Origin of the sequence: Kribbella sp. NPDC049227 (genome assembly GCF_043197265.1) — a bacterium.
In the GTDB taxonomy this organism is placed as follows: domain Bacteria; phylum Actinomycetota; class Actinomycetes; order Propionibacteriales; family Kribbellaceae; genus Kribbella.
This window is the reverse complement of sequence record NZ_JBICST010000001.1, coordinates 246,279-273,002: the sequence shown is the minus strand read 5'-3', so window position 1 is coordinate 273,002 and position 26,724 is coordinate 246,279. Positions and strand designations below refer to the sequence as shown.

The 26,724-nt window shown below is 66.2% G+C and carries 35 protein-coding genes, 1 tRNA gene and 1 pseudogene; 18 read left to right on the top strand and 19 right to left on the bottom strand.

The features are described 5' to 3' along the window. Nucleotides 1-3: 3 nt before the first annotated feature. Nucleotides 4-333 carry a nucleoside triphosphate pyrophosphohydrolase family protein gene (locus ACGFH6_RS01450; protein ID WP_393379514.1) on the top strand — a complete coding sequence of 110 codons (330 nt, stop codon included), beginning with the start codon at nucleotides 4-6 and terminating at the stop codon, nucleotides 331-333. 41 nt (nucleotides 334-374) lie between these two features. Here ACGFH6_RS01450 and ACGFH6_RS01445 read toward each other — a convergent pair whose 3' ends face one another. Both ACGFH6_RS01445 and ACGFH6_RS01440 read right to left on the bottom strand, forming a co-directional pair. Beyond that, nucleotides 375-1,493 carry a serine hydrolase domain-containing protein gene (locus ACGFH6_RS01445; protein WP_393379512.1) on the bottom strand — a complete coding sequence of 373 codons (1,119 nt, stop codon included), beginning with the start codon at nucleotides 1,491-1,493 and terminating at the stop codon, nucleotides 375-377. A 103-nt stretch (nucleotides 1,494-1,596) separates the two neighbouring features. Continuing rightward, nucleotides 1,597-1,986: an ester cyclase gene (locus ACGFH6_RS01440; protein ID WP_393379510.1), complete on the bottom strand. Its 390-nt coding sequence runs from the start codon at nucleotides 1,984-1,986 to the stop codon at nucleotides 1,597-1,599. A gap of 297 nt (nucleotides 1,987-2,283) precedes the next feature. On the opposite strand from ACGFH6_RS01440, the gene ACGFH6_RS01435 reads away from it, so the two are divergent. Further along, nucleotides 2,284-3,591: an NAD(P)/FAD-dependent oxidoreductase gene (locus tag ACGFH6_RS01435; RefSeq protein WP_393379508.1), complete on the top strand. Its 1,308-nt coding sequence runs from the start codon at nucleotides 2,284-2,286 to the stop codon at nucleotides 3,589-3,591. Here the strand turns inward: ACGFH6_RS01435 and ACGFH6_RS01430 are convergent, their stop codons facing one another. Together ACGFH6_RS01430 and ACGFH6_RS01425 are read right to left on the bottom strand one after the other, a co-directional pair. Further along, entirely contained in the window at nucleotides 3,592-4,251 is a 660-nt protein-coding gene (locus tag ACGFH6_RS01430; RefSeq protein WP_393379507.1) for a response regulator, read from the bottom strand. Continuing rightward, the gene (locus ACGFH6_RS01425; protein ID WP_393379505.1) at nucleotides 4,248-5,369 is read right to left on the bottom strand and encodes a sensor histidine kinase; all 1,122 of its coding nucleotides are present in this window, start codon (nucleotides 5,367-5,369) and stop codon (nucleotides 4,248-4,250) included. The genes ACGFH6_RS01430 and ACGFH6_RS01425 overlap by 4 nt, the downstream gene beginning before the upstream one ends. Before the next feature lie 104 nt (nucleotides 5,370-5,473). On the opposite strand from ACGFH6_RS01425, the gene ACGFH6_RS01420 reads away from it, so the two are divergent. From ACGFH6_RS01420 to ACGFH6_RS01405, 4 genes are all read left to right on the top strand, one after another. Then, a complete protein-coding gene (locus tag ACGFH6_RS01420) occupies nucleotides 5,474-5,980 on the top strand; it encodes a glycine cleavage system protein R (protein ID WP_393379504.1) in 507 nt (168 codons plus the stop codon). Then, nucleotides 5,977-6,543: a peptide deformylase gene (locus tag ACGFH6_RS01415; protein ID WP_393379503.1), complete on the top strand. Its 567-nt coding sequence runs from the start codon at nucleotides 5,977-5,979 to the stop codon at nucleotides 6,541-6,543. The genes ACGFH6_RS01420 and ACGFH6_RS01415 overlap by 4 nt, the downstream gene beginning before the upstream one ends. Nucleotides 6,544-6,568: 25 nt before the next feature. After that, nucleotides 6,569-6,651, top strand: a tRNA-Leu gene (locus ACGFH6_RS01410). A 584-nt stretch (nucleotides 6,652-7,235) separates the two neighbouring features. Further along, nucleotides 7,236-7,472: a hypothetical protein gene (locus ACGFH6_RS01405; RefSeq protein WP_393379502.1), complete on the top strand. Its 237-nt coding sequence runs from the start codon at nucleotides 7,236-7,238 to the stop codon at nucleotides 7,470-7,472. 66 nt (nucleotides 7,473-7,538) lie between these two features. On the opposite strand, the gene ACGFH6_RS01400 is transcribed toward ACGFH6_RS01405, so the two are convergent. Continuing rightward, nucleotides 7,539-7,769 (bottom strand): DUF6924 domain-containing protein, encoded by a 231-nt coding sequence (locus tag ACGFH6_RS01400; protein ID WP_393379500.1) that lies wholly within the window; start codon nucleotides 7,767-7,769, stop codon nucleotides 7,539-7,541. Continuing rightward, nucleotides 7,765-7,962: pseudogene (locus ACGFH6_RS01395) on the bottom strand (DUF6924 domain-containing protein); the annotation flags it as partial. The gene ACGFH6_RS01400 and the pseudogene ACGFH6_RS01395, both read right to left, overlap by 5 nt. Before the next feature lie 162 nt (nucleotides 7,963-8,124). Here ACGFH6_RS01395 and ACGFH6_RS01390 point away from each other — a divergent pair. The 6 genes from ACGFH6_RS01390 (at nucleotide 8,125) to ACGFH6_RS01365 (ending at nucleotide 12,264) form a co-directional block, all read left to right on the top strand. Then, nucleotides 8,125-8,676, top strand: coding sequence for a hypothetical protein (locus ACGFH6_RS01390; protein WP_393379498.1), 552 nt, complete (start codon nucleotides 8,125-8,127; stop codon nucleotides 8,674-8,676). A gap of 155 nt (nucleotides 8,677-8,831) precedes the next feature. After that, nucleotides 8,832-9,425, top strand: a complete 594-nt coding sequence (locus ACGFH6_RS01385) for a hypothetical protein (protein ID WP_393379496.1) — start codon at nucleotides 8,832-8,834, stop codon at nucleotides 9,423-9,425. 43 nt (nucleotides 9,426-9,468) lie between these two features. Beyond that, nucleotides 9,469-10,095 carry a CbrC family protein gene (locus ACGFH6_RS01380; RefSeq protein ID WP_393379495.1) on the top strand — a complete coding sequence of 209 codons (627 nt, stop codon included), beginning with the start codon at nucleotides 9,469-9,471 and terminating at the stop codon, nucleotides 10,093-10,095. 75 nt (nucleotides 10,096-10,170) lie between these two features. Continuing rightward, entirely contained in the window at nucleotides 10,171-10,341 is a 171-nt protein-coding gene (locus ACGFH6_RS01375) for an ankyrin repeat domain-containing protein (protein ID WP_393379494.1), read from the top strand. 160 nt (nucleotides 10,342-10,501) lie between these two features. Continuing rightward, on the top strand, nucleotides 10,502-11,221 hold the full coding sequence (locus ACGFH6_RS01370; RefSeq protein WP_393379493.1) for a class I SAM-dependent methyltransferase: 720 nt from the start codon (nucleotides 10,502-10,504) through the stop codon (nucleotides 11,219-11,221). A 584-nt stretch (nucleotides 11,222-11,805) separates the two neighbouring features. Beyond that, the gene (locus tag ACGFH6_RS01365) at nucleotides 11,806-12,264 is read left to right on the top strand and encodes a hypothetical protein (protein WP_393379492.1); all 459 of its coding nucleotides are present in this window, start codon (nucleotides 11,806-11,808) and stop codon (nucleotides 12,262-12,264) included. A 184-nt stretch (nucleotides 12,265-12,448) separates the two neighbouring features. Here ACGFH6_RS01365 and ACGFH6_RS01360 read toward each other — a convergent pair whose 3' ends face one another. From ACGFH6_RS01360 to ACGFH6_RS01340, 5 genes are all read right to left on the bottom strand, one after another. Then, on the bottom strand, nucleotides 12,449-12,808 hold the full coding sequence (locus ACGFH6_RS01360) for a hypothetical protein (RefSeq protein WP_393379491.1): 360 nt from the start codon (nucleotides 12,806-12,808) through the stop codon (nucleotides 12,449-12,451). Nucleotides 12,809-13,269: 461 nt separating this feature from the next. Then, a complete protein-coding gene (locus ACGFH6_RS01355) occupies nucleotides 13,270-13,722 on the bottom strand; it encodes a hypothetical protein (protein WP_393379490.1) in 453 nt (150 codons plus the stop codon). Nucleotides 13,723-13,957: 235 nt separating this feature from the next. Further along, a complete protein-coding gene (locus ACGFH6_RS01350) occupies nucleotides 13,958-14,434 on the bottom strand; it encodes a hypothetical protein (protein ID WP_393379488.1) in 477 nt (158 codons plus the stop codon). 146 nt (nucleotides 14,435-14,580) lie between these two features. Further along, nucleotides 14,581-14,850 (bottom strand): hypothetical protein, encoded by a 270-nt coding sequence (locus ACGFH6_RS01345; protein ID WP_393379487.1) that lies wholly within the window; start codon nucleotides 14,848-14,850, stop codon nucleotides 14,581-14,583. A gap of 507 nt (nucleotides 14,851-15,357) precedes the next feature. Beyond that, a complete protein-coding gene (locus ACGFH6_RS01340) occupies nucleotides 15,358-15,963 on the bottom strand; it encodes a TetR/AcrR family transcriptional regulator (RefSeq protein ID WP_393379485.1) in 606 nt (201 codons plus the stop codon). Between the two features lie 74 nt (nucleotides 15,964-16,037). On the opposite strand from ACGFH6_RS01340, the gene ACGFH6_RS01335 reads away from it, so the two are divergent. Further along, entirely contained in the window at nucleotides 16,038-16,559 is a 522-nt protein-coding gene (locus tag ACGFH6_RS01335; protein ID WP_393379483.1) for a cupin domain-containing protein, read from the top strand. Between the two features lie 254 nt (nucleotides 16,560-16,813). On the opposite strand, the gene ACGFH6_RS01330 is transcribed toward ACGFH6_RS01335, so the two are convergent. Continuing rightward, nucleotides 16,814-17,329, bottom strand: a complete 516-nt coding sequence (locus ACGFH6_RS01330) for a CbrC family protein (RefSeq protein ID WP_393379481.1) — start codon at nucleotides 17,327-17,329, stop codon at nucleotides 16,814-16,816. Between the two features lie 274 nt (nucleotides 17,330-17,603). Here ACGFH6_RS01330 and ACGFH6_RS01325 point away from each other — a divergent pair, with 274 nt between their 5' ends. After that, nucleotides 17,604-17,978: a hypothetical protein gene (locus tag ACGFH6_RS01325; RefSeq protein WP_393379480.1), complete on the top strand. Its 375-nt coding sequence runs from the start codon at nucleotides 17,604-17,606 to the stop codon at nucleotides 17,976-17,978. A 144-nt stretch (nucleotides 17,979-18,122) separates the two neighbouring features. Here ACGFH6_RS01325 and ACGFH6_RS01320 read toward each other — a convergent pair whose 3' ends face one another. Further along, nucleotides 18,123-18,875, bottom strand: coding sequence for a hypothetical protein (locus ACGFH6_RS01320; RefSeq protein WP_393379478.1), 753 nt, complete (start codon nucleotides 18,873-18,875; stop codon nucleotides 18,123-18,125). Nucleotides 18,876-19,101: 226 nt separating this feature from the next. On the opposite strand from ACGFH6_RS01320, the gene ACGFH6_RS01315 reads away from it, so the two are divergent. Next, on the top strand, nucleotides 19,102-19,434 hold the full coding sequence (locus ACGFH6_RS01315) for a hypothetical protein (RefSeq protein WP_393379476.1): 333 nt from the start codon (nucleotides 19,102-19,104) through the stop codon (nucleotides 19,432-19,434). On the opposite strand, the gene ACGFH6_RS01310 is transcribed toward ACGFH6_RS01315, so the two are convergent. From ACGFH6_RS01310 to ACGFH6_RS01295, 4 genes are read right to left on the bottom strand one after another with little or no spacing between them, the layout of a single operon-like run. Continuing rightward, on the bottom strand, nucleotides 19,417-19,962 hold the full coding sequence (locus tag ACGFH6_RS01310) for a hypothetical protein (protein WP_393379474.1): 546 nt from the start codon (nucleotides 19,960-19,962) through the stop codon (nucleotides 19,417-19,419). The two genes, ACGFH6_RS01315 and ACGFH6_RS01310, sit on opposite strands and share 18 nt — an antisense overlap. A gap of 31 nt (nucleotides 19,963-19,993) precedes the next feature. Then, nucleotides 19,994-20,188: a hypothetical protein gene (locus tag ACGFH6_RS01305; protein WP_393379473.1), complete on the bottom strand. Its 195-nt coding sequence runs from the start codon at nucleotides 20,186-20,188 to the stop codon at nucleotides 19,994-19,996. A 20-nt stretch (nucleotides 20,189-20,208) separates the two neighbouring features. Beyond that, nucleotides 20,209-20,583: a VOC family protein gene (locus ACGFH6_RS01300; RefSeq protein WP_393379472.1), complete on the bottom strand. Its 375-nt coding sequence runs from the start codon at nucleotides 20,581-20,583 to the stop codon at nucleotides 20,209-20,211. Nucleotides 20,584-20,587: 4 nt separating this feature from the next. Continuing rightward, nucleotides 20,588-21,787 (bottom strand): GNAT family N-acetyltransferase, encoded by a 1,200-nt coding sequence (locus ACGFH6_RS01295; RefSeq protein WP_393379470.1) that lies wholly within the window; start codon nucleotides 21,785-21,787, stop codon nucleotides 20,588-20,590. A 113-nt stretch (nucleotides 21,788-21,900) separates the two neighbouring features. Between ACGFH6_RS01295 and ACGFH6_RS01290 the strand changes: the two genes are divergently transcribed. The 3 genes from ACGFH6_RS01290 to ACGFH6_RS01280 all read left to right on the top strand — a co-directional run bounded on the left by ACGFH6_RS01290 (nucleotide 21,901) and on the right by ACGFH6_RS01280 (nucleotide 25,148). Beyond that, nucleotides 21,901-22,650: a DUF4118 domain-containing protein gene (locus tag ACGFH6_RS01290; protein ID WP_393379469.1), complete on the top strand. Its 750-nt coding sequence runs from the start codon at nucleotides 21,901-21,903 to the stop codon at nucleotides 22,648-22,650. Between the two features lie 290 nt (nucleotides 22,651-22,940). Beyond that, complete coding sequence (locus ACGFH6_RS01285) at nucleotides 22,941-23,780, top strand: Bax inhibitor-1/YccA family protein (RefSeq protein ID WP_393379467.1); 840 nt, start codon at nucleotides 22,941-22,943, stop codon at nucleotides 23,778-23,780. A 117-nt stretch (nucleotides 23,781-23,897) separates the two neighbouring features. Next, a complete protein-coding gene (locus ACGFH6_RS01280; RefSeq protein ID WP_393379465.1) occupies nucleotides 23,898-25,148 on the top strand; it encodes a VOC family protein in 1,251 nt (416 codons plus the stop codon). Between the two features lie 77 nt (nucleotides 25,149-25,225). On the opposite strand, the gene ACGFH6_RS01275 is transcribed toward ACGFH6_RS01280, so the two are convergent. Together ACGFH6_RS01275 and ACGFH6_RS01270 are read right to left on the bottom strand one after the other, a co-directional pair. Next, on the bottom strand, nucleotides 25,226-25,456 hold the full coding sequence (locus ACGFH6_RS01275; RefSeq protein ID WP_131363087.1) for a DUF4287 domain-containing protein: 231 nt from the start codon (nucleotides 25,454-25,456) through the stop codon (nucleotides 25,226-25,228). Between the two features lie 197 nt (nucleotides 25,457-25,653). Beyond that, complete coding sequence (locus ACGFH6_RS01270) at nucleotides 25,654-26,682, bottom strand: SGNH/GDSL hydrolase family protein (RefSeq protein WP_393379463.1); 1,029 nt, start codon at nucleotides 26,680-26,682, stop codon at nucleotides 25,654-25,656. Between the last annotated feature and the right edge of the window lie 42 nt (nucleotides 26,683-26,724).

Below are 26,724 nucleotides of genomic sequence, written 5' to 3'. Positions count from 1 at the left end.
GACGTGGACTTGGACGATTACCAGAAGGCTGCGCTCCGTACGGCTGCTCCCCGTGAGAAGAAGAACGAGTTCCTGCATCTCGTGCTCGGCTTGGTCGGGGAGTCTGGTGAAATCGCCGAGAAGGTCAAGAAGATCATCCGTGACCATGACAGCGACCTGTCGACGGTGGACGTCGAGGATCTGACCAAAGAACTCGGCGATGTCATGTGGTACGTAGCTGTGCTTGCCGACTACTTCGACATTCCGCTGAGTGAAGTCGGCGAGAAGAACATCGAGAAACTCGCCAGCCGTCAGAAGCGCTCCGTGCTGGGCGGCAGCGGCGACAACCGCTGAACCTACTGGAGAACGAACGTGTTCAGCGGTTACGGATCGCGTCAGCCGCAGATGGCTTTGTCGAGGAAGGTGTCGACCGCGGCGTCGGGGTTGGTTTTGAAGGTGGGGGTGACGGCGATGGTGACCTGGTGCCGGCCGTCGCGGCTCGAGAACGACCAGGACTGGTAGGACAGGGCGTCGCCGTCGTTGCCGTAGAGACGGATGCCGCAGGTGGTGTCTCGCCAGGCGAGGCCGAGGCCGTAGGCCCTGGTCTCGGTGCCTGCGGTCTTCATCTCGTCGAAGAGGTGGCGTGGCAGCAGCCGACCGTCGAGGAGTGCGGTGAAGAAGCGGTTGAGGTCGGCTGTCGTCGAGATCAGTTCGCCGCCGGCGCCGAACAGTGACGGGTTCATCTCGGTGAAGTCGACGAGCTCCATGTCGTTCTCGCCGCGCTGCACCGGAAGATAGCCGTGCGGGTGCGGCCCGCGGATCCGGGGCGACGTACCCGGCATCTCGGTGTCCTTCAACCGCAGCGGCTTGATGATCCGGCGTTCGACCTCGTCGGCGTACGAGTGGCCCGTCGCCTTGCGGATGATCTCGCCGAGCAGCGTGTAGTTGGTGTTCGAGTACGAGAAGGCCGAGCCGGGCGGGTCGACCTGCGGCGGCTGCGCGACCGCGCGCTGGATCAGCTCGCTCGCGCTCCAGGTCCGCCATCGATAGTCCAGGAACTCCGGACTCGGCGGCAGCGTCAAGGTCAGCCGGTAGTCGAACACCCCGCTGGTGTGGTTGAGCAGTTGCCGCACGGTGATCCCGTCGCCACCCGGTACGACGCCAGGCAGCCACGACTCGACCGTGTCGTCCAGCCGCAGTGACCCCTCGTCGACCAGCTGCAGTACGACGGTCGCGACGAACGTCTTCGTGATGCTCCCAGCCCGGAAGCGGCTGCTGACCGGAACCTCCCGCGTCGTCCCCAGCTCGGTCGCACCGCTACTTCCACGCCACACGTGGTGCCCATCGCGCACCTCCGCAACCGCCCCGACCGCGACAGCATCCACAACGTCGTCCAGCTGCTTCTGCAGCCCCGTCCGATCCCGTTCCGCCGGCGCGGCAACAGCAGCGGCAGGCACCGCAACCATCGCCGACACAGTCGTCACAGCCACCAACGCCTGAAGTGCGCGCCTCATCCCCAGCCTCCCAGTTCGGCAATCCGTGCCCGCCACCCTTCCGGACCGGCGCATGCCGAAGCACCCGGGAACACCCCCGAATCCGTGCGGGTCGGCCCTGGTTCTAGGCGGGCTCGTCGTCCGGGAACGCACCTAGTTGCTTGAGGACTTCCAGCATGTCCACCACGACGTCGGCCTCCACCATCACGCCGTTCGCGAACCGATTCATGCTGGTCCCGACGAACCGCACCCGCCGACCGGTCGCGGGTACGCCGAGCCACTCGCCCTGGTGCGTGCCGTGATAGACGAAATGGCTCGCCATCCGGTCACCCTCGACCACCCGGCTCACCACGATGCCCGCATAGTCGGGGAAGGCGCTGCGGATCTCGCCGATGCCCGCCCGGAAGTCCGCCGCCAGCGCCGGCCCCATCAGGGTGTCGAAGGCGCCGAGATCACCGGCCGCGATCGCGTCGGTGATCGCATCGTCGATCCGCACCATCTCTTCGCGATCCATGCCTGCTCCCACCCTGCCGCGATTCATCTGCTGTGAAGCTAGGACGCATCCCGCACCCCGGCAAGGCCGAACACCACCTGGTACTGACAGACGCAGAGCTCTTGCGGTTCTGTGACGGGTGGCGTGAGGGCTCGGCGTACGGCCCGGATGGCGTCACCATGAGGGGATGAGAGGTCGCTCGGACGAGGGATGTTCCGGTGCGTGAGATCACTCTGCAGAGGGTTTGTGAAAGTTTTCACGAGCAGATAACCTGAAGTAGACATTAAGTCGGACGACCACTCAGGGAGAGTGAGCCGCATGACAGCCCAGGTGCCGCACATCCTCGTCGTCGGAGGCGGTTACGTCGGGATGTACACCGCGTACGGCCTGCGCCGCGCGGCCAGGAAAGGCCGGATCCGGGTCACGGTGGTGGACCCGCGGTCGGTGATGACGTACCAGCCGTTCCTGCCGGAGGCGGCAGCCGGCTCGGTGGAACCGCGGCACGTGGTGGTGCCGCTACGCAAGACCCTCAAGGGCTGCCGGGTGGTGACCGGCCGGGTCACCGGGATCGACCACGCGAACAAGGTCGCCAAGGTGATGCCTGAGGAGGGACCGGAGTACGAGCTGGCCTACGACCAGGTCGTGGTCGCGCTCGGCTCGATCGCCCGGACGCTGCCGATCCCCGGGCTGGCCGAGGAGGCGACCGGGTTCAAGAACGTCGAGGAAGCGATCGCGCTGCGCAACAAGGTGTTGGACCGGCTGGACGTCGCGTCGTCCCAGCCCGACCCGGCGCTGCGCAAGTCCGCGCTGACCTTCGTCTTCGTCGGCGGTGGGTACGCCGGTGTCGAGGCGTTCGCTGAGCTGGAGGACATGGCTCGCTACGCCACCCGGTACTACGACAACATCAAGCCCGAGGACATGCGCTGGGTGCTGGTCGAGGCGACCGGCCGGATCCTGCCCGAGGTGGGCCCGGACCTGGGCAAGTACACGGTCGACCAGCTGCGCAAGCGCAAGATGGACATCAAGCTGGAGACCCGGCTGGAGTCCTGCGAGAAGGGTCACGTGATCCTCAGTGACGGCGACGAGTTCGACGCCGACACGATCGTCTGGACCGCCGGCGTGAAGGCGAACCCGGCGCTGGCCGGCACCGACTTCCCGCTGGACGACAGGGGCCGGGTCAAGTGCCTGCCCAACCTGCGGATCGAGGGCGTTGACGACGCCTGGTCGGCCGGCGACAACGCCGCCGTACCTGACCTGACCTCGGAGACCGGGGCGTACTGCGCACCGAACGCGCAGCACGCGGTCCGCCAGGCGAACCGGCTCGCCGCGAACATCCTCCGGGTGGTCGACGGACAGCCGCCGCAGGACTACAAGCACAAGTACGTCGGTTCGGTCGCGAGCCTCGGCCTGCACAAGGGCGTCGCGCAGCTGTACGGCGTGAAGGTCAAGGGCTGGCCGGCCTGGTTCCTGCACCGGACCTACCACGTGTCCCGCGTTCCCACCTTCAACCGGAAGGCCCGCGTCGTCCTCGACTGGACGCTGGCGCTGTTCTTCCGCCGCGAGGTGATCTCGCTCGGCAGCCTCCAGATGCCCAACGAGGAGTTCCGCCGCGCGACCCGGTCCTGATCAGTCGTGCAGTAGACCGGCGTCGTGGACCAGGAGCGCGATCTGGACCCGGTTGTTCAGGTCGAGCTTGGTCAGGATCCGCGAGACGTGGGTCTTCACGGTCGGCACGCTCAGATAGAGCGTCGCGCTGATCTCGGCGTTGGACTTGCCCTCGCCGACCGCAACGGCGATCTCGCGTTCGCGGTCGTTCAGGTCGGCGAGACGGTCCATCGCCTTGGCCTTGCGCTGGTCCTGGCCGGACGCCGCCACCCGGGTGATCAGTCGTTTCGTGACGGCCGGTGACAACACCGGTTGCCCACCGGCCACCCTGCGTACCGAATCGACGATCTCGGCCGGCGGGGTGTCCTTGAGTACGAACCCGGCCGCCCCGGCGCGGAGCGCGCGCAGTACGTGCTCGTCCGCGTCGAACGTGGTCAGGATGACGATCTCGGGCGCGCCCGGGCGGCGTCGTACCGCTTCCGTCGCGGTCAGGCCGTCGGTGCCTGGCATCCGGATGTCCATCAGTACGACGTCCGGAGCCAGCCGATCGATCAGGCCCTGTACGCCGCTGCCGTCGCTGGCCTCACCGACCACGCGGATGTCGGGAGCGCCGCCGAGCATCAGCTTCAGCCCGGCACGCAGCAGCGGATCATCGTCGACAATGAGGACCCGGATCGTCATGCCGGCCACGGTAACCAGGCGAAGAGGCGGAACTCGCCATCGGGGGTGCGGCCGTGCTCGAGCCGTCCGTCGACCAGCGCCGCCCGTTCGGTCAGTCCGATCAAACCCTGTCCATCTCCTCGTCTCCGGTGCGGCGCGGGGTTGCGCACCTCCACCGACAGACCGTTGCCGGGGGCACCGGTCACGGTGATCGTCAGCTTCTCGCCTGGCGCGTGCCTCATCGCGTTGGTGAGGCCTTCCTGGACGATCCGGTACGCCGTACGTCCGACGTGGTCAGGCAACGCGCCGGGAGCGTTCAGGGTGAGGTCGATGGGGACTCCCGCCGTACGGGATGCCTCGACCAACTGGGGGAGATCGGCGAACGTCGGCTGCGGGAGCTCTCCGACGGGTGCCCGCAGTACGCCGATCACCTCGCGGAGGTCCTGCAATGCCTGATGAGCGCTGGCCCGGATGATCTCGGCGGCTCCGGCGACCTCTTCGGTGGACGCGTCGGGGCGATAGGCGAGAGCGCCCGCGTGCACGCTCAGGAGCGACAGTCGATGGCCCAGTACGTCGTGCATCTCGCGGGCGATCTCTTCACGGGCACGCATCTGGCCCTGCTCGGCCTGCAGCTTGGCGACGGTCTCGGCGCGATCGGCCCGGTCGCGAAGTGTCTGGAGCAGCTGGCGGCGGGACCGGATGTATAGACCCCAGCCGGCGACGGCGACGTAGATCGACGTGGCGGCGATGACGATCGCGGCGTCGTCGTTCTGGTTCTTGACCTGGATGTAGGCGAACAGGGAGATCGAGTTCACCGCGAACACCAGCAGTGTGGCTCGCCACGGCTTGTACACGGCGACCGACAGGATCAGGATCAGCGTCGCAGCGCTGGCTGTGTCGGAGAAGACCGAGATCACCGCCGCGACCAGCGCCAGTTGAACCGGCCAGCGCCTGCGGAACCACAGGGTCAGGCACAGCGCCATCCCCGCGTAGAAGTCCACCGCCAGCAGGGTGGAGCTGACCCCTTCCTTCTGACTCTGGTCGTACAGGACCAGGCCGAGCAGGACCGCGATGACGAAGACGATGCTGTCCACGATCCAGTCGCGCGTACTGCGGCGATGGTTCGCGGACTCGGCCATGACACGAATGTAGCGGTGCGTAAGCGTACTCCGGGCCGAGGACGGTTGTCCGGATACCGAAGTCGGTGTGATCGCCTACTTAGGTCGGCGGTAGGTTGCCGGGCATGAGTCAGCTCGCCGTCACCGTCATCGGCCCGGACCGCCCGGGCATCATCGCGGACGTCACCGAGGCCCTCGTCGGTACCGGGGTCAACCTCGAGGACTCCACCATGACGCTGCTGCGCGGCCACTTCGCCATGATGATCGTGTGCTCGGGACCGTTCGACGAGGTCAAGTCCGCGCTCGAGCCGCTGCGAGGCGAGCTGGTGATCACAGTGCGCGTCATGGGACCCGAACACGAGCACGCACCGATCGGGCCGTCGTACCTGCTGAGCGTGCACGGCGCGGACCGCCCGGGGATCGTCGCGGCGGTGACCCGGATGATCGCGTCCGCCGGTGGGACGATCACGGACCTGGCGACGCGGCTCAGCGGGGAGCTGTACGTACTGACTGCGGAGGTCGAGATCCCGCCGACCGCCGAGCTGGCATGGCTCGACCGGGCGCTGGAGATCACCGCGGAGGAGCTCGGGGTCGGCGTCACACTACGGCCCGCGGAGAGCGACGACCTGTGAGCGTGGCACACCTCAACCAGACCCTCGCCAGCTGGAGCCCCGCCCAGCTCGGGATCACCGGCGACGTTCTGGAGGTGGTACGAGCGCCTCACCCGGTCCTCGCCACCGAAGGCGCGACCGTGGACCCGCTCGACCCCGTGATGGTCGCTCTTGCCGCCGATCTGGTCGCAACCATGCGGGTATCGCCCGGCTGTGTCGGGCTGGCGGCTCCGCAGGTCGGGATCGCGGCGCAGATGTTCGCGCTGGACGTGACCGGGCATCCCAAGACGCGGACCTGCCACGGTGTCTTCGTGCTGTCCAACGCGGTCGTGGTCGAGTCCAGCCGCCAGGAGAAGGGCCGCGAGGGCTGCATGTCCGTCCCCGACTTCACCGGCGACGTCAGGCGCGCCACCAGGCTGACCGTCACCGGCGTCCTCCCCGGTACGACGGACCACGTCACGATCTCCACCGACGCCTTCGAGGCCCGCGCCCTCCAGCACGAGATCGACCACTGCAACGGCCAACTCTTCCTCGACCGAGTCGCCGGCGCCCACGCCGTCTACCCGCGAAAGGTCTACCAGTAACTTGTAACCTCAGTCCCACGCCCTGGCCCGGGTGGCGGAACGGCAGACGCAGCGAGCTTAAACCTCGCGGCCTTCACAGGCATACGGGTTCGAATCCCGTCCCGGGCACTGCGGTTCCGAGCAGCGGCGCGCTCAGCCCGCTCCCACCCACCCCCGGCTTGTCGCCGGTGCATCCCCTTCCGGCCGTCGCCGGGTCCTGCCGGCTCTGGCCGGCAATCTGCGGGCTACCGCCCACGACTTCCGGGCTACCGCCCGATTCCGCGCGCTACCGCGCGACCACCCGCCTCCATCTCTCGCCGCCTCCTACTCAGCGAGCCACCCGTGGCAGCGCGGCCACACAGCTCGCCCAACACGCCCAAGGGTCTCAATCCAGCCCCGGACACTTGCGGTGAGCCGCCAACCAACTCCCGACAGGCATAAGCCTGGCGACCACCCGGGACGCCAGCCAACGCGCACGCACATGCCGAGTTCAGGATGTTGCTGACGCGCCCCAACACCGTTCACCCCTGCCATCCTTGGGCCGTATGAGGACGCACGGCTGGCCATATCCCTTTCGGCAACGACCATGGGATGAGATCAACGCCTTCCTTGGCGACATGGCAGACCGGCATGCGGAGTTCCGACATATGTCAGACATAGTCAAGAGCGTCCTCGCCTCGGATCAGACCGGGGCCTTGGCGGCGTGCACGTCGATGCACGACCTGATCGTGGTGCCGACACCACTCCCTGAGCCGCCGTACGGCCTGGTTGCGGTGCGGGCCCCGGGCTCGATCCACCAGCCAGCCATGGGCTTCGTGCGCATCGAACACCTCTCGACGACGGGCCACAACGATGTCATCGACAAGCCAGTAGCTGATGCGGTTCCGCTGTTTTGGCGATTCCTGCTCGAGAAGTTCGGTGTTGATCCTGGTCGCGAACCAACACACTGACATGCTGCTGATGGCGCGCAGGTGTTGGTCGTGCGATGGATAGAGGGCCGACATGTAGCACGTCGGTTAGTCCTCGAACCCGCGGAGTACGCCGTCCTCATCGACTGCCGCGGCGAACTCCTGCCAGTCCATGTTGGCGATGTTCAGGTTGTTCTCGATGGCCCATAGCTCCGACGGCAGCGTCCGGAACGGCGGCTCGCTGCTGCTTTCTCCAAGCGCCACCACCAGGATTGGGTGCTCTGCCGATCCGAGGGCCACGCTGTCTGCGAATGAACAGCACCGAGGCGCCAGTGTCACTGACCGGAACCGCGGCCTGTATGGCCTGCCAGTCGGCGCCGTCGAATGCTGGATCGCTCACCGTTTCGATGTAGGCCCGGAAACCATCTTCGTTCTCCCGCTGCGCTTCGTCGCTCAGGTGTTGCCATGCGGTGTCACTAGCGAAGTCGGTGCGAACAAGCAGCGAGGAGTCCGTTCTTGGCAGGGTAGGCATGGACAGATCCTCGCAGCGTCGGCGCTCGGACGCACTCATGTGCCGCAGACAGTAAGGCGTGGTCATGCCGATGAGCGGTCGTTGGCTGGCCGACTTCTGGGTGGGCACAATTGGCGAGTGCCTAACCTTGACTTCTACGCCGTCGACGACGATCACAAAGCGGTGCTCGACGCAGTGTTCAGGCTCGACTTCCGAGTGTTCGAGGCGTACTCCGACGAAGGCATGGAACTGCGGGAGTTCGCAGGCCCGGGTGAAGTCCCGTTATCAGCGCAGCGCCTGGGTTCGCATCTCATGCTGTTCGCTGCGGACTCTGGTCCGGCACCGGTGATCGACCGGATCGAGCTGCGTCCTCACCTGGGGGCCCCTGCATCCTTCCGATTCTCGTGCCGGGGGTGGGGCCTGATCCAACTCCTGCTCGAAGGGCTCGTCAAGGACGGCCGGCTTGCAAGCTGCCACACGAACCACAACACCCAGAAGCGCGCGCAGAAGTGGGCGGATGCCTACCCGAAGCTCGGAACGCCCGACGACTGGGACTGGGCTGCGGTAACCCGGGCCTCAGGCCGGCTGAATCGCGCCATTCGATCGATCGCGGTGGACAAGGTGGGGTCACATCCAATCCTCCCGCAGGCGGCGAACGCCATCAGTCGCCTCCATCTCGCCTACGAATACGGCAGCATGCTCCGAGCCGAGGCTCCTCCAGACATCGCCAGGTGACAACTCGGAACGACCGGATCTGCCGCAGATAGTGAAGGCGTGGACCTGCTGGTATGACGATCGTCTCTCCCAGACCCTCCGCCCGTTCATTCGCGTGCCGTTGGTGGACCGCGGTCTTCGACGATGGCATGCCCAGGGAAGGGCATGATGGCTGCATGCCCGATTTCATGTGGCTCCCGGCCAATCAAGCATCGACAGAGGACGTCGAGGCGGTCTTCGCCACGGGCGGAGCCCACAAGTGCCGTTGCCAAGCGCTGAAGGTGCCCGGCTGGATCTGGCGGGACACGACCCAGGAGCAGAGGGATGCCGCGCTGCTGGAGCAGACCGCCTGCGGTACCACCGGACCGACGTCGGGGCTGGTCGGGTACGTCGACGGCGAGGCGGCCGGCTGGGTCGCGGTCGAGCCGCGGGAGAACTACCCGAGGCTGTGGAGCCGGAAGCAGGCGTGGATGCGGATGGACCCCGAGCTTGAGGGCGTCTGGTCAGTCACGTGCTTCGTCGTGCGCAAGGGCCGGCGTCAGTCGGGGCTGACCTACGAGCTCGCCGCCGCCACCGTCGAGTACGGCGAGCAGGTCGGCGCCCGGGTCCTGGAGGGGTACCCGATCGAGCCGCCGCCGGGCAAGACCGTGATCTGGGACGAGGCGTCGGTCGGGCTGGTGCAGGTCTTCCTCGAGGCTGGTTACGAGGTGGTGGCTTCGCCCACCCTGCGGCGGCGTGTGGTGCGGCGACGACTGGGCAACCATCCATGACCGTCGCCCGACGAAGGGACCATGTGGCTCGGACGTGCCGCAGATGGCGTGCGCTGCGGCAACCGGATCTGCCGCAGAGCGGTCGACGTCCGCACTGTTTCCTGAGACTCTTCATCCCGTGTTCGATGCCCCCAGGTTCTGCTATCACCCCGACCCAGTGGGGACAGGGTCCGCGGTGCGATCAGACGAGGCGTGTGACGTCTGCAATCGGCCAGCCGGCCTCAAGTACACGGGGCCTGTCTATGGGCGTCGACCGGAGGTCCTTTGCCTGCGGTGTATTGCGGACGGCACGGCCGCCGTCAGTCTCGGGTTGCCGGACGGCAGCCAAGCTGAGTTCACCGATGTTGGCTGGGGCGTGCCCGACGACGTGCCGAAGGCTGTCCTCGAAGAGATCTCGCAGCGGACACCCGGCTTCATCGGCTGGCAGCAGGAACACTGGCTCTATCACTGCGCCGATGCCGCAGCATTCCTGGGACGTGTCGGCTGGGACGATGTCAGACACCTGCCAGATGCACTCGCCTCCCTGCGGGCCGAGCTCGCCCAATTGGGCGTGGATGCATCCGCTGCCGACGAACAAGTCGCCGCAATGCATCGCGACGGCGATCTGACCGGCTACCTGTTCCGATGCCTCCACTGCGGCACCCACCTGGCCTACTCAGACGCCAGCTAGACGCACGGATCTGCCGCGTTCCGCGCGCTCTGCGATGTGCGTGCGGGTGAGCCTGACGATCGACACACTGTCGCCATGGCTCCGAATGATCCGGACCGGCTGGGCCGAACCTCCCTGCACTCCGCAGCAGTAGATGGTCCCGTCGACCAGGTCAAAAACCTCCTGGCGAGCGGCGCGAACGTCGCGGCGACGGACAGGCAAGGGTTCACTCCGCTGCACTTCACATGTCAGCAGTACCGCGCTTAGGTCGTTGAGGTGCTGCTGGATGCCGGTGCGCCGGTCCGAGCCGGCGCCCGCCAGGGCGCATCCTTGGAGGAGAAGTGTTGTCGATTGCGGCTGACACGAGCTGCGATGCGCGATCCTGGAGCTGACAGCCCGTCTGGTATCCGCGAAGTACCCTTGGCCGATGTTCTCGCCTCAAGGCCCGTCTCTGCGTGAACTGGCGATCCAGGCGCTGTCCTCGGTCGAGCGCGGCTACGATCTGCTCGCTCCGAAGTTCGACCACACGCCTTTTCGCACCCCCGAGGGCATCCTTGACGCGGCCGCCGACGCGCTGCGTCCGCTCGGGCCGTTCGGCCGAGGACTGGACGTGTGCTGTGGCACTGGTGCGGGCATGCGGGTCCTGCAATCCCTGTGCCAAGGACGGATCACGGGCGTCGACTTCAGCACTGGCATGCTCGCGCAGGCGCGCAGTGCGCACCCGGACGCCGAGTGGGTACGCGCCGACGTCCGGGCTCTGCCCTTCGCCGAGGCCTTCGACCTGGCGGTCAGCTTCGGAGCGCTCGGGCACCTCCTGCCCGCCGAACGGCCCGCGCTGTTCGCCGGGGTGTACCGCGCGCTACGGCCCGGCGGGCTCTTCGCCTTCCCGATCGGCGCGCCGCCACCCATCACCTCGGGCTGGTACTGGACGCTGCTCGGATTCGATCTGGCGATGCGGGTCCGCAATGCAGTGTGGCGTCCCCGGTTCGTCATGTACTACCGCACATGCCCGCAGCACGCGGTCAGCAACGACCTGACAGCGGCCGGATTCATCGTGACGACGGTCCCCTTGGCGGCTCTCGGCCGACGCGAGGACGGCAGCCCGCGGTACCGGCTTGTCCTCGCGCGCAGAACCAGCACGCCCTGACTGATACGCACGCCGCAGAAGCTCAGCGCCGCAACTCGTCATGCGGGGGCACGATCTGCGGCATGTCAGTGCATTGGTTCAGGCATGATCGCCACATGGATCCTTCGCTCCCACGAGTGCAACTTGAGCTCTGGCGAGCCGACGCCATCGTCCTGTTCGACTGGCTCAAGACCGCCGATTTGGTGACGTATCGCGGATCTAGTGGTGGATCACAAAGGTGCCGGGTTCTCGTGGCGTTGGTGTCTAGCTACGGCTCGTACTTGAGTTAGTCCTCTAGTTCGCCCTGCCAGCCGCTGGATCAGTTCACCGGTGTAGTGGTCACGTGCAACCCACAGGTCGGGCGGGCCATCTGTCGAATCGTCGGCGTCGGCGATGAACATGTCGAAGACGTAGACGTTGGTACGCCGATACTCGGCGAGACGCTCTTCAACCAGCGCCTCCAGGCCCGCGGGCCACTGACGATCACCTGAGGTCGATTCGGCATGGCCAGATGCTGGTCCGAGCGCTGTACTCAGCGGCGATCGCGCATCACGCTCAGCGGCATGAGCGGACGTTTCGACGCCTTCGGGGGCTAGAGTCACGTCGTGGCGCTATGGGGACCGATCCGGCCGATCATGGTTGGCGGTCTACTCGCGGTCGGCTTCTTGGATGAGCACCGCGTCATCGTTGGCAGCCATGACGGCCTTGGCGTCTTCGAGGCGATCAGCGGAGTCCGACTCGACCGTGTCAGGGACCCCGACGGCGACTATGGCTGGTACAGAGAGTCCCCGCCATCGGCCGTGTACGCCGACGCCGACGGTGAGCATCGAGTTCCGGTCGCGGGGCTATGGGGTGGCGATCTCCCAAACACCACGAAGGACGGGTGGACATACCGGCGTGTGTTGACCGGAGCCGGCCTGGTCGGTCCCGACGGCACCGAGATCGCGATCGCTGACGACGAGGAATTCCGAGCGTGTGGTTTCTCTCCTGAAGGGCATGTCTTCGTCTTCGCGACGTCGCCAAACCTTTATCTCGCCGCCCGATCAATGCCTGATCTGCGCTGAGCTCGGCAGGGTCGCATCTTCACTATCTGCGGCATGTACGTGCGTCCTCGCTTATGGGCTGGAGCGGTCGAGTTGCGGCGGCCAGGTCTCCACACGCCGCGAGTCGTGCTGATCCTCAACTCGGGCTGGGCGCGGAACCCCGTCCAGGCCTTTCCGCCTCCAGCTGTCGTCGTGCGGTCTCTTGCTACCGCGCACGCCAGTGCATCAGGTAGAGCCGCCGGTGGTGATATCCGCTCCAGGACTGATCAGTGTCTCCGACCTGTAGATGAAGCTCGACGCTCGGCATTGGGTCGACGATTGGATCCATTGCCAACTCCAGATCATCAACCAGTTCCTGCATGTCCTCGCGAGTGTCGGCGTCATCGGTGCTTACGCAAGCATGCAGGATCACCCGCTCGTAGCCGGCCTCGACCGCCAGTCCTCGAACAGCGGTACCGATTCGGCCCTGGGAGGCTTGGAGCGCCTGCAGGAGGACACCGTTCTCCCACTCGATTCGGGGCCCGTAGTCCGGTCCATAGGTAGTCTCGGGCGGCTCATCACGCATGGCCGCATCCTCCCGTGACGTTGGTGAGTAGCGCTACCCGGCGCCAGCGCACTCAATTCGGCATGTGCGTGCGTTGGCTGGTGTCCCAGGTGGTCGCCAGGCTTATCGCCTGTCGCGAGTTGGTTGGCGGATCACCGCAAGTGTCCGGGGCTGGATTAAGACCCTTGGGCCTGTTGGGCGTGTTGGGCAAGCTGTGTGGCCGCGCTGCCACGGGTGGGCTCGCTGAGTAGGAGACGGCGAGAGGTGGAGGCGGGTGGTCGCGCGGCAGCGCGCGGAAGCAGGCGCTAGCCCGGCAAGGATGCACGACGACAAAGTCGGGCGGAGCGGTCATAGGAGGAGTGCTTGCGTAGCACGCGTGGGGCTGAGCGCGCCCCCTCGGAACCACAGTGCCCGGGACGGGGTTCGAACTGCAACAGATGCAACCACTGACGTTTCGGTTGCCGCGCAGTGCGACGTCCGATTCATCGGCGTCGGCGGGCTGCTCTCGAAGCCAGCTCTTGCCTTATGAGGATAGACAGCAGACCTCCCAGCGAGATCAGGCCGACACCGAGACATGCTGCGGCCCATCCTCGGTACTTGTCACGGTTGGCGACGAGTCGTTGGGCGTCGGCTTCAGCGACCGCTGTGCGAGAGTTGTCTGGAAGGTAGAGGATTCTGAGTGGGGGTGCATACCGGGTTCCCGGGTTGGGGCTCTGGCGCTCTTCGTTGCGCGGGATCGGGGTGTCCAGATCGATCCACGACAGCGTGGTTTGGATGCTCTGCTGATCGGCAGACTTGAATTCGACCTGGACTTCCCTGAGGTGAGGATCTCCTTTTCCGACCTGAACGTCCAGAGTCACAGAGTCCGCGACGGCTGGGAGACCCGAGCCCAGGAAGCCCTGTCCGGTCTCGGCTCGAAGAGTCAGTTCGGTCACCGCGATCGCTCCGTAGACAGTGCACACCGCGGCAGTGATTCCGAGCCACGACATCGGTCGTCGCACGAACTCTCTCCAATGCACGCGCAATGATCACACGCCGTTGACGGTGACGTGTCAGGCGCGCGGTCAGTCCTCCCGCCACGGCCCTGTGTTCTCCGTCAACCAGACGCGACGCTCATCCGCCACGTGGTCTGCGACAGTGGACGCACGAATCGCGGCATGCGCGTGCGTTTCAGGTGGGCTCTTCGCGGGTCGCGTGCTCCCACACCTGCTCAAACTCCGCCTGGGTGATCTCCATGCCGGCAAACTCGGGATCGCCTAGGTCGATCGGTGGGTTCATCGGCCAGTCTGTTTCCGTGGTCGCCTCAGTAGTCCCGTCCGCTCGCACCTCCACCTGCCGCAGACGCCGTCCAGTCTCGTCGTGCTCGGTGAACCACTGGCCAGGGTCGACGGCGGGGTCAGCGAATCGCAGATACACGCGTTCCCTCCCCAACAATTGTCCGTAGGAGGGGTCGCGTCGCTGCTCAGCCCGTTGTTGCGCCAATTGCGCCAGCGGACCGGCAGCAGCCTGTGCGACGTCGAATTCCTCGAGGTCCCAAGACTCGACTCTCCGTCTAGTGTCGGGGTCCTCAATTACCTCGACCTCGGCGAAGGTGTCCGTGATGTCGCTGGCCGACTCGGCGCGGATCCACCACCAGAGAGCACCCATGCCGTAGTCGTGGCAGACGAGATATCGGATGGACGCAACCGCATCCTCGCACGATCAAAGTGCCGTCCGTTTCGGTCAGGCGACGGTCAATCGGACAGCCCGCTGATCGGCGTGACCGCGGCCCTTCCCTCAACGCGGCATAAGCCTCAGAGCGCGCCGTCGTACGAGTCTGGATCGTCGAAGCGGTTCGGCTCGCGCTCCCGGTGAGGTCCCATGAAGACGCGATGACCGACGAGCCAGTCGTACGACTTCCACTCGATGGTCCGGCGAGCAGCGTCCTGATGACCAACGCAGAAGTGCAGCCGGCCACCCAGAGCCACGACACCGCGACGCCAGAGAACGCCCGGCAGCAGGTCCGGGAGGCGACTACGGGTAACCCAGCGTGGTGCGAGTCGTGGGCCCCTGTCTGTTCGCACGATCCGCCACCAGGCCACGGTGCGATTCTCGCAGACGGCACGCTCATCGTCAGACGAGCTCACGTCGCGGCAGATGCGGACGGCGAATGTACCCAGGACCGCGGGATCAGGTGGGGCTGTCGAAGAAGCCAGCTGTGTCGTAGTTCGCGATCATCCCGGCCAGCTCTCTGGGTGACCGTCCTGACGCGTTGACGTGATCTGGATCGGGCGCCGGCGCTCACGAGGCGCCGGAGCGTCGAGTTCCCGTTCCCAGATCGCAGCCTCCACGCTAAGCGCAGCGGCCACCGCCGAGTCTTCAGTTGTTCTCACAAGCACTGCATGATCAAGCGGTGGCCGCCTCGCGTCACACAGCCACGCCGATCCCAGATCCCATACCAGGAAGGCGAATCAGCCTAGGCGACGATCCACGGCTGTAGTACTAGGCGGCCGAGGCGCGTTGCATGGCTCTGGGCAGTTCCCAGAAGCCGTGCTTGTGCCCGTCGTCACGGCGCTCGCTCGACGAAGCCGTCATCCCGTCGCCGCGCCGACCATCGCCTCCATGAGATCGGCAGCCTCTTCGTTCGTGAGCGATCCCTCCCGGACGAGCGAGTGCCATGTCACGAACGAGATCGCGTGGCCGACGGCTGCCGCTGTGCGCACGCGCACACGACCGCGCTCGCGGCGTCCCTTCATCAGTGAACGAGCGATGTGGCTGAAGTATCGGAGAAACGCCTCGCGGGCCGCCGGCGGGACAGCATCGATATCGCGGATGCCTGCCGAGAGCATCGCCTCCGTTTCCTCGTACCACCGATACAGTTCGCGCACCGCGACGCGAAAGCGCTCCTTGGGTGAGGCGATGCCGGCCCACGACGTGGGGTCGGGCATGGGATGCCGCTCGTAGTAGTGGGCGTTGCACGCCTCGAAGAGCGCCTGGAGCTCGGGGAAATGGTTGTACACCGTGGCACGCTGCACGCCCGCGCGCTCGGCGATGGCCTTGATGGTCGTCTTCGCGGGGCCGAGCGTTTCGTGGAGCTCGACCGTCGCTTCGATGATTCGTTGCCGGGTCTCGGCTTCGGTGAGCGCACGCTTCGTCTTCCGGTAGGGGCGTGGCGACGCGATGTTCGCTGAACACATGTGTTAGCCAATCTTGACAGGGCGCTGTGCTGCTGCTTCATTGTACAGAGGTGTCATCCAAATGGAGGTGCGGCATGAGTGCAGCGACTGCAGCGGCCACGACCGTGAAGGTTGTCCAGCCCGGTGAGGGTCGGCGCGGCGGATTGATGCCCGGCGTCGGGGTGATCTTCAAGATCGACGGTGCCGACTCCGGTGGAGCCCTCGCGGTCGTCGAACACCCCTTCGACGTCGGCGGACTCGTCCCGCCCCACGTCCACCACCGCGAGGATGAGATCTCCATCGTGCTCGAGGGCGACATCGGCTTCCGGTCCGAGGACAAGGAGATCGTGCTCGGTCCAGGCGGATACATCGTGAAGCCGCGCGGCGAGGTCCACGCGATGTGGAACGCCGGGCCGACGCCGGCACGCATGATCGAGATCATCTCGCCTGCCGGACTCGAAGAGCTCTTCCGGACGGTCGTCGACCTGACCGAGCGCGGCGACGCAGAGATGTCGAAGATCGTCGAGCTCGCGACCCGCTACGAGGTCCCAATCGCGGAACCCGAATGGTTCGCGGACGTCATCGAGCGCTACCAGCTCTCCATACCGACGCCTTAGTCCGGGGCCGCCTGGATGCAAGCCAGGCGGCCACACCCGTTCGCGAAGGACGACTCGCTTCGACTGGAACGCGATCACGATCGACGGCTGTAGTACTAGATGGCCTAGTCCTTGGTCATCGTCGTTCGAGCCAGACGGCGGCGCTAGCGAACTCGTAGCCGATCACATCCAAGTCCGCGTAGTGCCGTATCGAACACCGATGCGGAAGGGGCTCTGCAGAGCCGACGGCAAGCCAGACGGGGAAGCAGGCTGCATTACGTGTAGTCCGCGTAGGCGAGCCCAAGCCCGCAATGGCGACAGCGGAAGAGGTAACCCGTCAGGTCTCCGTCAGCACTAAGGTTCCGCATCGCCGGATTGTCCAAGCCTCCGTCCGAGCGGAGCGACTCCACCGCGCCGGGCAACGCTGACACCTCTTCCCAGCCAGCTCGACCGAGGAACTCCGCGCCGTCGGCGCAGTGGAACATCCAGCGTTCCTGCTGCCATCCCGCGAAGCCCGGAGTCCGACACACGATCTCCTCCAATACCGCCGCCGGTACGTCGCTCGGCGCGCCATCCGCCGTCGTGAAGTCCGCATCGAACTGATCGGCGGCGCTCCCATCAGCAATGCACCACGGACAGAGGAACTCGACTTCGTCGACGGCGTACACCGGGCCGGCGTACACGAACCCGCGAGCCTTGCCACATCGCTCGCACACCTCAGAAGATTCAGCGACAGACCCTGTGGCGACAGGGTCGGGGTGGTACGGGAACTGCGGTAGCTCGTCGCTCATGCCGGAAGCATCGTGGATCGGCGGACGTTGGCACAACCAGCCCGACGGCGAGGCGCCACGTCCCCTTCATGCCGCGATACCTACTTTCGGCTGTCGCGGATCCATCTGGCGGACGAGTCGATTGAGAGGCCACCGTGGTCGGCCTGTTGGCATAGGTTAGTCGGCTGATGCGTGGGATTGGGGTCTTGTGATGCTTGGTCGGCAGCCGAGTCCGTGGGGCTCGCCGGAGGTGTTTCACTCCCTTGTACGTCGGTCCGGCCTGACGGTTGGGTCGTTGACCGCGGCGAGCGCGTGGTCGGTGTTCGGCGCGTTCGGCAAGATCGAGTTCGATGTCCCGCGGGAGGCGGATTCCGACGGACTTCTTTATCAGTTCGGGACCTATGACTTCGCCGGCGCGCCACGCTTTCATTTCGATCTCACCAGGCAGTTCGGCTTGCGTGATTCCGACGAGTATCTGCAGTTCCACTGCGACGTCCAGTATCTGCCATCGCCGGCGCTCGAAGCACTGGGATCACACACGGAATGGTGGTTCCCCGGCGACGGCAGACAGTTGCCGGAGTGGGTCGCCGCGGTGAACCAGCGTCCGGAATGGTCAGTTCTGGAGTCGATGCATCCCACGGCGGTCGAGGTCTACTGCGACGAGACGTGACGTGGCCGGTCGCGTGCCTCAGGCATGCGGGTTCGAATCCTGTCTCGGGCACTGTGGTTTGAGGAGGGTGTGGTCAGGCGTGCGGGTGCTCTGCAGGTCGGGCCCTCGTGGCGGGTAGGACGCCGTTTTTGGGGGATGGTCGGTTCAGGGCAGGTTGGGGTGTTTGGGTGGGGTGATTGATGGGGGTGCCTGGGTTAGCAATGGTGGCATCTGCTCGATGGTGAGGTTGACGAGTTCAGTGCAGTTTGGGTGTGCGCATTCGCAATCGAAGGTGTAGACCGCGTTGTGCTTGGTGTGGCCTGATTGGAGTCTTTCGGTTGCTTGTTTGGCTAGTTGGTGATTGCTGATGCGAATCAGGGACTGCCGGTCTTTGGTGGTGCGGGCTGCGGGGGAGGATTCCAGGGTTGCGCCGAACTTCCGCTCGACTGCGGTGAGTGTTTGCTCGACCGTCTGGCCATCGACCACGATGACGGTTGCGGTGGTTCCCTCGAGTTGGGTCTGCACGAGGTTCCGTCCCCAGACGTAGTCTTTGTGTACGCCGCCTGGATGCCGGTGTTCCAGTCTTGCGAGTTGTTCCTCTCGGGAAGGCATCAGCCACACTGCGTTCTCGGCAACTCCTGCCATTGCGGGAGTTACGAATGCGCCTTCGACAACAACCGATGTGTCCACAGGCAGTGCGTGGATGTCTTCCAGGATCATCGGCCTGCGGTCGAAGTCTCCTGGGCCGGTGTCCATGACATGAAGCCCGGCTGCGGCCGCGCGCTGCTCATGAGTGAATGCATGCGCATCTACGCTGTACCAGAGAAATCCGTGCTTTCTCGCGAGTAGGCGACTCACCGTGGTCTTGCCCGCCGCCGCCGGACCACCTATCCAGAATATCCCCGCGTCTTTACTCATATGAGGAAAGTCTAACCGCGGCGCTACCCGGGATACTGCTGATATGCGACCACTCCTCGTCCTCACCGGCGGTCCGGCCGTCGGGAAGAGTTCGGCAGCGCGCCTCCTGGCTCAATCGCGTCCGCGAGCGGCCGTCATTGACGTCGACGACGTACGCCAGATGGTCGTCAGTGGTCACGCAGCCCCATGGGACGGGGGAGACGGACGACGCCAGCAGCGCCTGGGTGTGGAGAACGCGTGCAGCCTGGCTCGCAACTTCGTGGCGCAGGACATCGAGGTGGTGATGGCGGATGTGATTACTCCCGACACGATGCCGCTGTACCGGCAGTGGCTCCCGAACGCCGTTGTCATCCGCCTGCAGGTCACTATGGATGAAGCCCGGCGACGAGCGATGAGCCGCACGCAGTACCTCACGGCCGAGGAGTTCGAGACCTTGCACCTGGAAGACCTGCGGCACCCTCCACCCGCGGATCATCATCTTGATGTCACCGGCCACGACATCAACCAGCAGGTTGCGGCGATCGCGGCGCTCTGGAAACTGTCAGTGGGTGCTGGCTGAGTGGTTCAACAGTCCGAAGTGGCGCAGGGTGCGCTCAGCCACCTCATGCGGCTCGAGCGTGCTCGTGTCTATGACCAACTCGTCCAGATCCGCGGCCTCGAGGCGGGCGGCGATCTCATCGCAGCGCTCCAGGTGCCACTCCAACGCCGAACGCTGGCTCGCGCTGTAGCGGCCCCGCAGTCGTTTCCTGATGATGCCGGCATCGGCGGTGAGACGAACCATGCGAACTCGGCACTCGACTGCGGCTGCGTAGCGCTCTCGATCAGCCGCGGTCGAGATCACCCCACACATGACCAACTGGCGCGGGCCGACAGACCGATAGCACTTCCAGACTTCGGCGATGTTGTGAGCCTCGATCAGAGCATTGTCCGGATCGGCAGGTGGCCAGGAGCGATGGAACCAGTCGACGTCCATCAGGCTGAAGGGCCTGCCTGCTTTCGCGAGCAGATCCCCGACATGGTCAAGGGTTGATGATTTGCCGACTCCATATCCACCGTTCAGAAAGATTGCGTAGTCGGACTGCGTCACGGTGATCCCGGCTCCTACTTGCAGGCGGCGGCTAGTTGGTCGAGGAGGCCGGCTCGGTCGTGCAGGATTCGGTGGCCGTCTGGCCCCAGTGTTGTCGGCGGATCAGGTCGCCTCTCGCCCATGAGCCGGCGAGCAGAAGGCCGCGAACATCGTCATGCAGCTCCGTGAACTCCACGAACCGGTTGATGACCGCATCGACCTCGACGGGCCTCGCATCGCTCACCACGGGACGAGTATTTCAGGAAGTTACTCGGACTCGCCTTCTAGGGCCAGGCGGTAGCCGCTGGGGGTTTGGAGGAGGAGGCGGCGGTATTTCCAGGTGGGGGTGGGTTCGTTGACTTCCAGTTCGTATTGGAGGCCGGCTGCTTTGCAGCGGTCAGCGGCGGCGTCGATGTCGGAGACGGCGATCTGCCAGGTGAGGACGCTGGGTGGGTCGTTGTCGCCGGTCGCCTGCTGGATGCCGAAGTGGATCGTGTCGGTGCCGAAGGCGATGAAGTCCGGGTACTCCTCGCCTTCGTAGATGACCGGTAGTCCGAGCTTCTCGTAGAACTCCCGTTCGGCGGCGAGATCGGACACGTTCAGTACGGGCGCCAGTCGGGTGAACAGCGGATCGGCGGACATGGGCTCAGTCTCCAGTGAGCAGGCGGTAGACGGACACGTGGCTGGGCGAGTCGGCCGTGAAGGCAGAGCCGGACCAGTCGGCGTGGCGGGATTCGAGGGTGAAGCCGGCGAGCTGGGCCATCAGGTCGAGTTCGGCCGGCCAGATGTAGCGGTGTGGGGTCCGGTAGAGCTCGGCCTGGGTGCTGCCTGCGGTGAAGTGGAAGTGGTGGGAAACGACGTGCTGCTTCAGTACGTCGTACGTGTCGAGGAGGATGTAGCCGGACTCGGCGACGCCGACCGTGGCGGGCGTTCCGGGTGGCAGACGGCGGAGCTCGGGGACCCACAGTTCGATCACGAAGTGACCACCAGGGGTGAGGTGGCGGGCGGCGTTGCGGAAGCAGGCGACCTGCTCCTCCTGGGTCAGCAGGTTCGAGATCGTGTTGAAGACGAGGTAGACGAGCGTGAACTCACCCGGCGCCCGTACGGCGGACATGTCGCCGGCGACGACCGGGATTGTCTCCTCATCGGCCTTGGTCCGCAGCTGCTCGACCATCGCCGTGGACAGCTCGATCCCACTCACCGGTACGCCGCGCTCCGCCAGCGGAATGGCGACCCGGCCGGTGCCGACAGCGAACTCCAGCGCCCGTCCATCACCCGCTAGCTCGGCCAGCCGATCCACCGTCGGCCCGAGCACGGAATCGGCGAACATCCCCGTCCCAGGGGTGTCGTACCGCCGTGCGGTATCCGCGTTCCACAACTGGTTCTGATGCGATTCCTTCGACCACCGCATCACGTCCTCCCCGCCGTCCTCCCCGACCTTCGTGAAGCCGAGCCGGTCGTACAGGCGCCGAGCGTCCGGGTTGTTCCGCTCGACCTGCAGCTCCAGCGGTACGCCGCGAGCCCCCGCCTCGGCCTGCAGTTCCGCGATGATCGACGTACCGATGCCGCGGTTCTGCACCGACGGATGGAGCTGGATCCCGTTCAGCTCAACGGCTTCCGGCGTACGGCTCACCCGCAGCCGGCCCGCGGAACGGCCGTCGACCTCGACCACGGACAAAGCCGACGGGCCCTCGGCCTGCTCGACGGACCACCCGGCGAATCCGGCCCGCCACGCAGCCTCGTCGAAATCCGCCGGCAAGCGCCCTTGCGCCCGAGTCGCCTCGAGGACAACGTCGGTCAGGAACTCAAAATCTGCCGGTGTGGCCGGCCGGATCCGATACGCCATGGCAACCCAACCTAGGTCCGGCGCCTCCGATCGGCCACCGGATTTCATCGGACTCTGATAGACGTCTGTGAGAAGTGTTGATCGGGCGGGGTACGGCGAGCATCAATAGAGGTGTGGAGAGTTACCGCAATCCCGTGCTGGCGGCCTCGCTGCTCGCACCACCTGCTGTCTGCGCACTGCTGACGCCGTTCCGCGACAGCTTCGACAACGCCAACGCCGCACTGTTGCTGGCGGTGGTGATCGTGGCGGTCGCCGCGTTCGGAATCCGGCTGGCCGGCGTACTGGCCGCGGTGTCGAGCGCGGTGTGGTTCGACTTCTTCCTGACCGTGCCGTACAACACGTTCACCATCGACAGTCGCGACGACGTCGAGACCACGATCCTGCTGGTCCTGATCGGTGTCGTCGTCAGCGAGATCGCGATCTGGGGCCGTCGGCAACAAGCCCGGGCGTCGCGGCACCGCGGCTACCTCGACGGTGTGATCACGACCTCCCAGGCTGTTGCGAGTGGCGGGTCCGCCGACGATTTGATCGACCACGTGCGGGCGGAACTGACCGCAGTACTGGGGATCGACGGAGCGAAGTTCGTTGCCGGGGACAAGCAGACGTCGGCGCCACAGCTGAACGCCGACGGGACGGTGACCCGCGGCGGACATGTGCTGAAGGTCGAGCGGGACGGCCTGCCGACCAACTCCGAGATCGAGCTGTCCGTCCACCACGCCGGCGCGACCCGCGGCCGCTTCCTCCTCACCGCCGCCGCCCGGATCGCCCGCCCCGATCTCGAGCAGCGCCTCGTCGCGGTGGCCCTGGCCGACCAGGTCGGCGCCGCCCTCTCCACCCAGGAACCCCTCCACCCGCACCTCTGATCGGCCTGCGGGAGCACCACGTCCCGGGTGGCCACCGGCAAAGCGTCGTACCTGCCCATACAGGTACGACGCCGAGCCGCGTCTGGGCCGGGTCCTGCCGGCGGAGCGGGTTGGGTGGTTGCTGGCGGGGTTTTCGGGGGTTGCATCGGGGAGCGATTGAGTTGTGCAACCGTTTGCCAGGTGGGGATTTCGGTTGGGGAACAGACGAGTGATTCTCAGATGTTGTTAAGGGTGGGACCGTAGTATCTCGCTACGGCCCCGGATGTGGGTCACCAGGAGGATTGACAGACATGCAGAGCAGTAACCCGGTCCTGAACCGGTCGAGTGCGTTCGCGCCTGGCCAAGGCCAGGCCTATCCCGGGGCAGCTCCGTACGGTCAGCCGGGTCCCTACCAGCAGCCGGGCCAGTACGGCGGTCCCGGCATGCCGCCCCAGCAGTACCAAGGCGCGCCGGCCGACAGCCGCCCCATGACGATGGACGACGTGATCGTCCGGACCGCCGCCACCTTGGGTGTCGTCTCGATCGTCGCCGCTATTTCCTGGAACGTCATCCCGGTCAGCGTGGTCACCCCGGCGTTCCTGGCCGGTGCCCTGGTCGCGTTCGCGCTGGCGATGGTGCTGTCCTTCTCGCGCCGGGTCAACCCGGTGCTGGTGATGCTGTACGCCGCGGCCGAGGGTGTGTTCCTCGGGATCGGCAGCAAGTTCATCGCGAACTGGGTCGGCGACTCCGGCATCATCGTGCAGGCGGTGCTGGCCACGCTCGTGACGGCCGCGCTGACGTTGGCGACGTACAAGTACTTCCAGATCAAGGTCACGCCGCGGTTCACCAAGATGGTGATCCTGGCGACGATGGGCTTCGCCGGCGTACTCGTCATCAACCTGATCGCGAGCCTGTTCGGCTTCAACTCCGGGATCGGCGGCTTCGGCGCGATGGGCCTGCTGTTCGCCGCGATCGGTGCCGGGCTGGCGGTCTTCAACCTGATCCTCGACTTCGACATGATCGAGCAGGGTGTTCGCCACGGCGCCCCGCAGAGCGAGGCCTGGCGGGCCGCGTTCGGTCTGACCGTCACCCTGGTCTGGCTGTACTGGAACCTGCTGCGCATCCTCGCGATCCTGCGCGGCGGCGACTGACCCCACACTCACCACGACATCCGAAGGGCCGGGCCAGGTGGACCGGCCCTTCGGCCTTTCTCGGGCAGTTCGCGGATCCGGACGGGAATCGTCCGGATGTGGTCCTAGTCTGAGGCCATGACCCAGGAACGAGTGACCGCCACCGAGTTCCAGCAAGCCGACGGAGTCGGTGACTGGCGGGTGGTCGATGGTGCGGCGAGTGCTTGGTACGACGCGCCCTCGCTGAGCGTGGGTGCGGCGCTGGCCGCCCGGATCGCGGGTCTGACGGGCGGTGACGGTCTCCCGGATGTGGATCTGCGCGCCAGTGGTGTGCGGGTGCGGATCGGCGGCCCGTCGGCGGATCTGACCGGGGCAGACGTGGAGTTGGCCAGTGTGGTTTCGGCGGCGGCTCGCGAGCTGGGCCTGGCGGCGGATCCGGCGGCGTTGCAGGTCATGCGGCTGGTGATCGATGCCGCGAACACACCGTCGGTGAAGGACTTCTGGCAGACCATGCTGGCTTATGAGCCGGCCGGTGCCGACAGTCTCCGGGATCCCCTGCGGCGTGATCCGGCCGTGTCGATCCGCGGGCTGGATGAGCCACGGCCGCTGCGCAACCGGATCCACGTCGACGTCGGCCGGGACCCCGCCGCGGTGGATGCGGTCAAGGCGGCTCTCGGTCAGGAGCCGTTCGGCGCCTACGAGCTCACGCTCGCCGACAATGAGGGCAACGAGGCCGACCTGGTCGCCGGGGGTGAGCTCTCGACGGAGACCACCGACTGGCTGGCGAACTTCGGCGCGATGACGTTCTACCCGACCACATCGACCGAGCAGGCGGTCGCTCTGGCGACGGCGGTCGCCCAGCTGGCGGACGACGGTGGTGTGCCGGTCCTGGTCGACGTACGCCCGGACGGCGTCACGATCGACAGCGGAAAGGATCAGTGGGAGGACGACGAGGACGCACCTCTGCCCGCGTTCGTGGACCTGGCCGCTGGGGTCCAGAAGGCAGCGGGTGAGTTAGGACTCTCCGCCGATCCCACGCGCCTGCGTTTCGTCCAGCTCGGCTTCGACGCGGTCGACGTACCAGCAGTCCGCGCGTTCTGGACTGCCCTGCTCGGCTACCAGCACGACCCCCGGCTGTTCCTGACCGACATCTACGACCCGCGCCGACTCAACCCGGTCCTGTTCTTCCAGCAACTGGACCCGGCCGACGAGCCCCGCCACCACCAGCGCAACCGCCTCCACCTAGAGCTGGCGGTCCCCCAAGACCAAGTCCAACACCGCGTCACCGCGGCCCTCTCGACCGGCGGCCGCCTCATCTCCCGAACCCCGAACCACCACCGGCTAGCAGACCCCGACGGCAACGAGGTGGCCGTCATCGCCGACCTCTGACCGAGAACTCCCCCGGAACGGCGAAGACCCGCCCTTCCACCTGAAAGGGCAGGTCTTGTGAGGTTCTCCTTCGGGGGTCAGCTCATTCGCCGGTGCGCCCGGACCAGGTCGTACTCGTGAACGATGGCGGTTGCGTGCCCGTGGGCGAGGGCGTACTCGCTGGAGAGCCATCTCACTCGGTCATCGAAGCGCAGGAACGACGGTCCGTCGTTCATCAGCTGGAACCACTCGGTCATCTCACGTCCGGTGCACCTGGGCACCCTCTCCACCAGACGCTGATGCGTCTCCTCGGAGTGGCTCAAGCCCATCTTCGCCTCCCGTCATCGGGGTACCGCGTAGTTATCGACTGTGCACCACGAGGACACCCGCAGGCAAGACTTCCGCCATGAATGTCCCCGCTCAGCGGACGCACGAAATCGTCCCAAGCCTCTTCCAGGGCGGGGTGTTGAGCACGTGTCGCGGCAAGACCGTTCGGCTCGTCACGGACGTGGCGGGTGACGCGGCCCTAGCTTCCGACCGGTACGGCGTCTGTCGTCTCGCTGGTGTCCTCGTCGACCCGGTCGACCTCGGCCTTCGGGTGGCGGCGGCGGTGGCGCAAGGAGGCCCAGGGACCCCGCGGGCCGCGCTCCCGCCCGGCGACCTCGGTCGCGGCGACTTCGGTGCCGGCCGTCCGAGCGGCCTGGACGGCGGCCTCCGCGATCGGCAGGATCGCCTCGCCCCGGAACGGCTCCGGATGCACGAACGACTCCGGCCCGACCCCCACCGCGGCCGCCACCGACGGCAGCAGCGCGGCGGACGCGGCGGCGTACCCGGTGGCCGAGGGGTGGAAGTTGTCCCGGCCCCACATCGACGGGTTGGTCCGGAACACCTCGCCGAGCAGGGAGCCCAAAGACACAGTCCGGCCGCCTGCCTCGACCACTGCGATGGTCTGAGCGGCGGCCAGCCGGTGACTCCAGGACCGGGCGACCTGCCGCAGCGGCGGCATGATCGTCCGGACCACACCCAGGTCGGGGCAGGTGCCCACCACCACCTCACAGTTCGCGGCCCGCAACCTGCGGACCGCGGCCGACAGCAGCCGGACCGACGTCGAGGGTGGCATCTTCGCCTTCACGTCGTTCACGCCGATCAGGATGACCGCGACATGCGGCCCGGCCTGCAGGGCGGTGTCCACCTGCCCGGCGAGGTCGGTCGACTTCGCTCCGGTCTTCGCCGCGTCGACCAGCCGAACCGGCCGTTTGGCCAGTTCGGAGAGTCCGGAGGCGAGCATCACCCCGGGCGTCTCGTCCGGCGACTCGGTGCCGTACCCGGCCGCACTGGAGTCGCCGAGCATGGCGAAGGTGATCGGTCGTCCTGGATACCGGCCGTACAGGCCGTCGCCCGGAGTGGGGTAATAACGCATCGGCCCGATCACGCGCTTCGCGTACTCGGCCTCAGCGGTCAGTACGCCGTACACGGTGGCACCGATGAGTCCGAGTCCCCCGCCCCCGAAGGCTGCGGCCTGGGCCAGTCGCTTCGCGGCCCGGGCTCTTGTCATACCTCCAGGATTACACGCTGTGACAGACAAGCAAGTGAAATA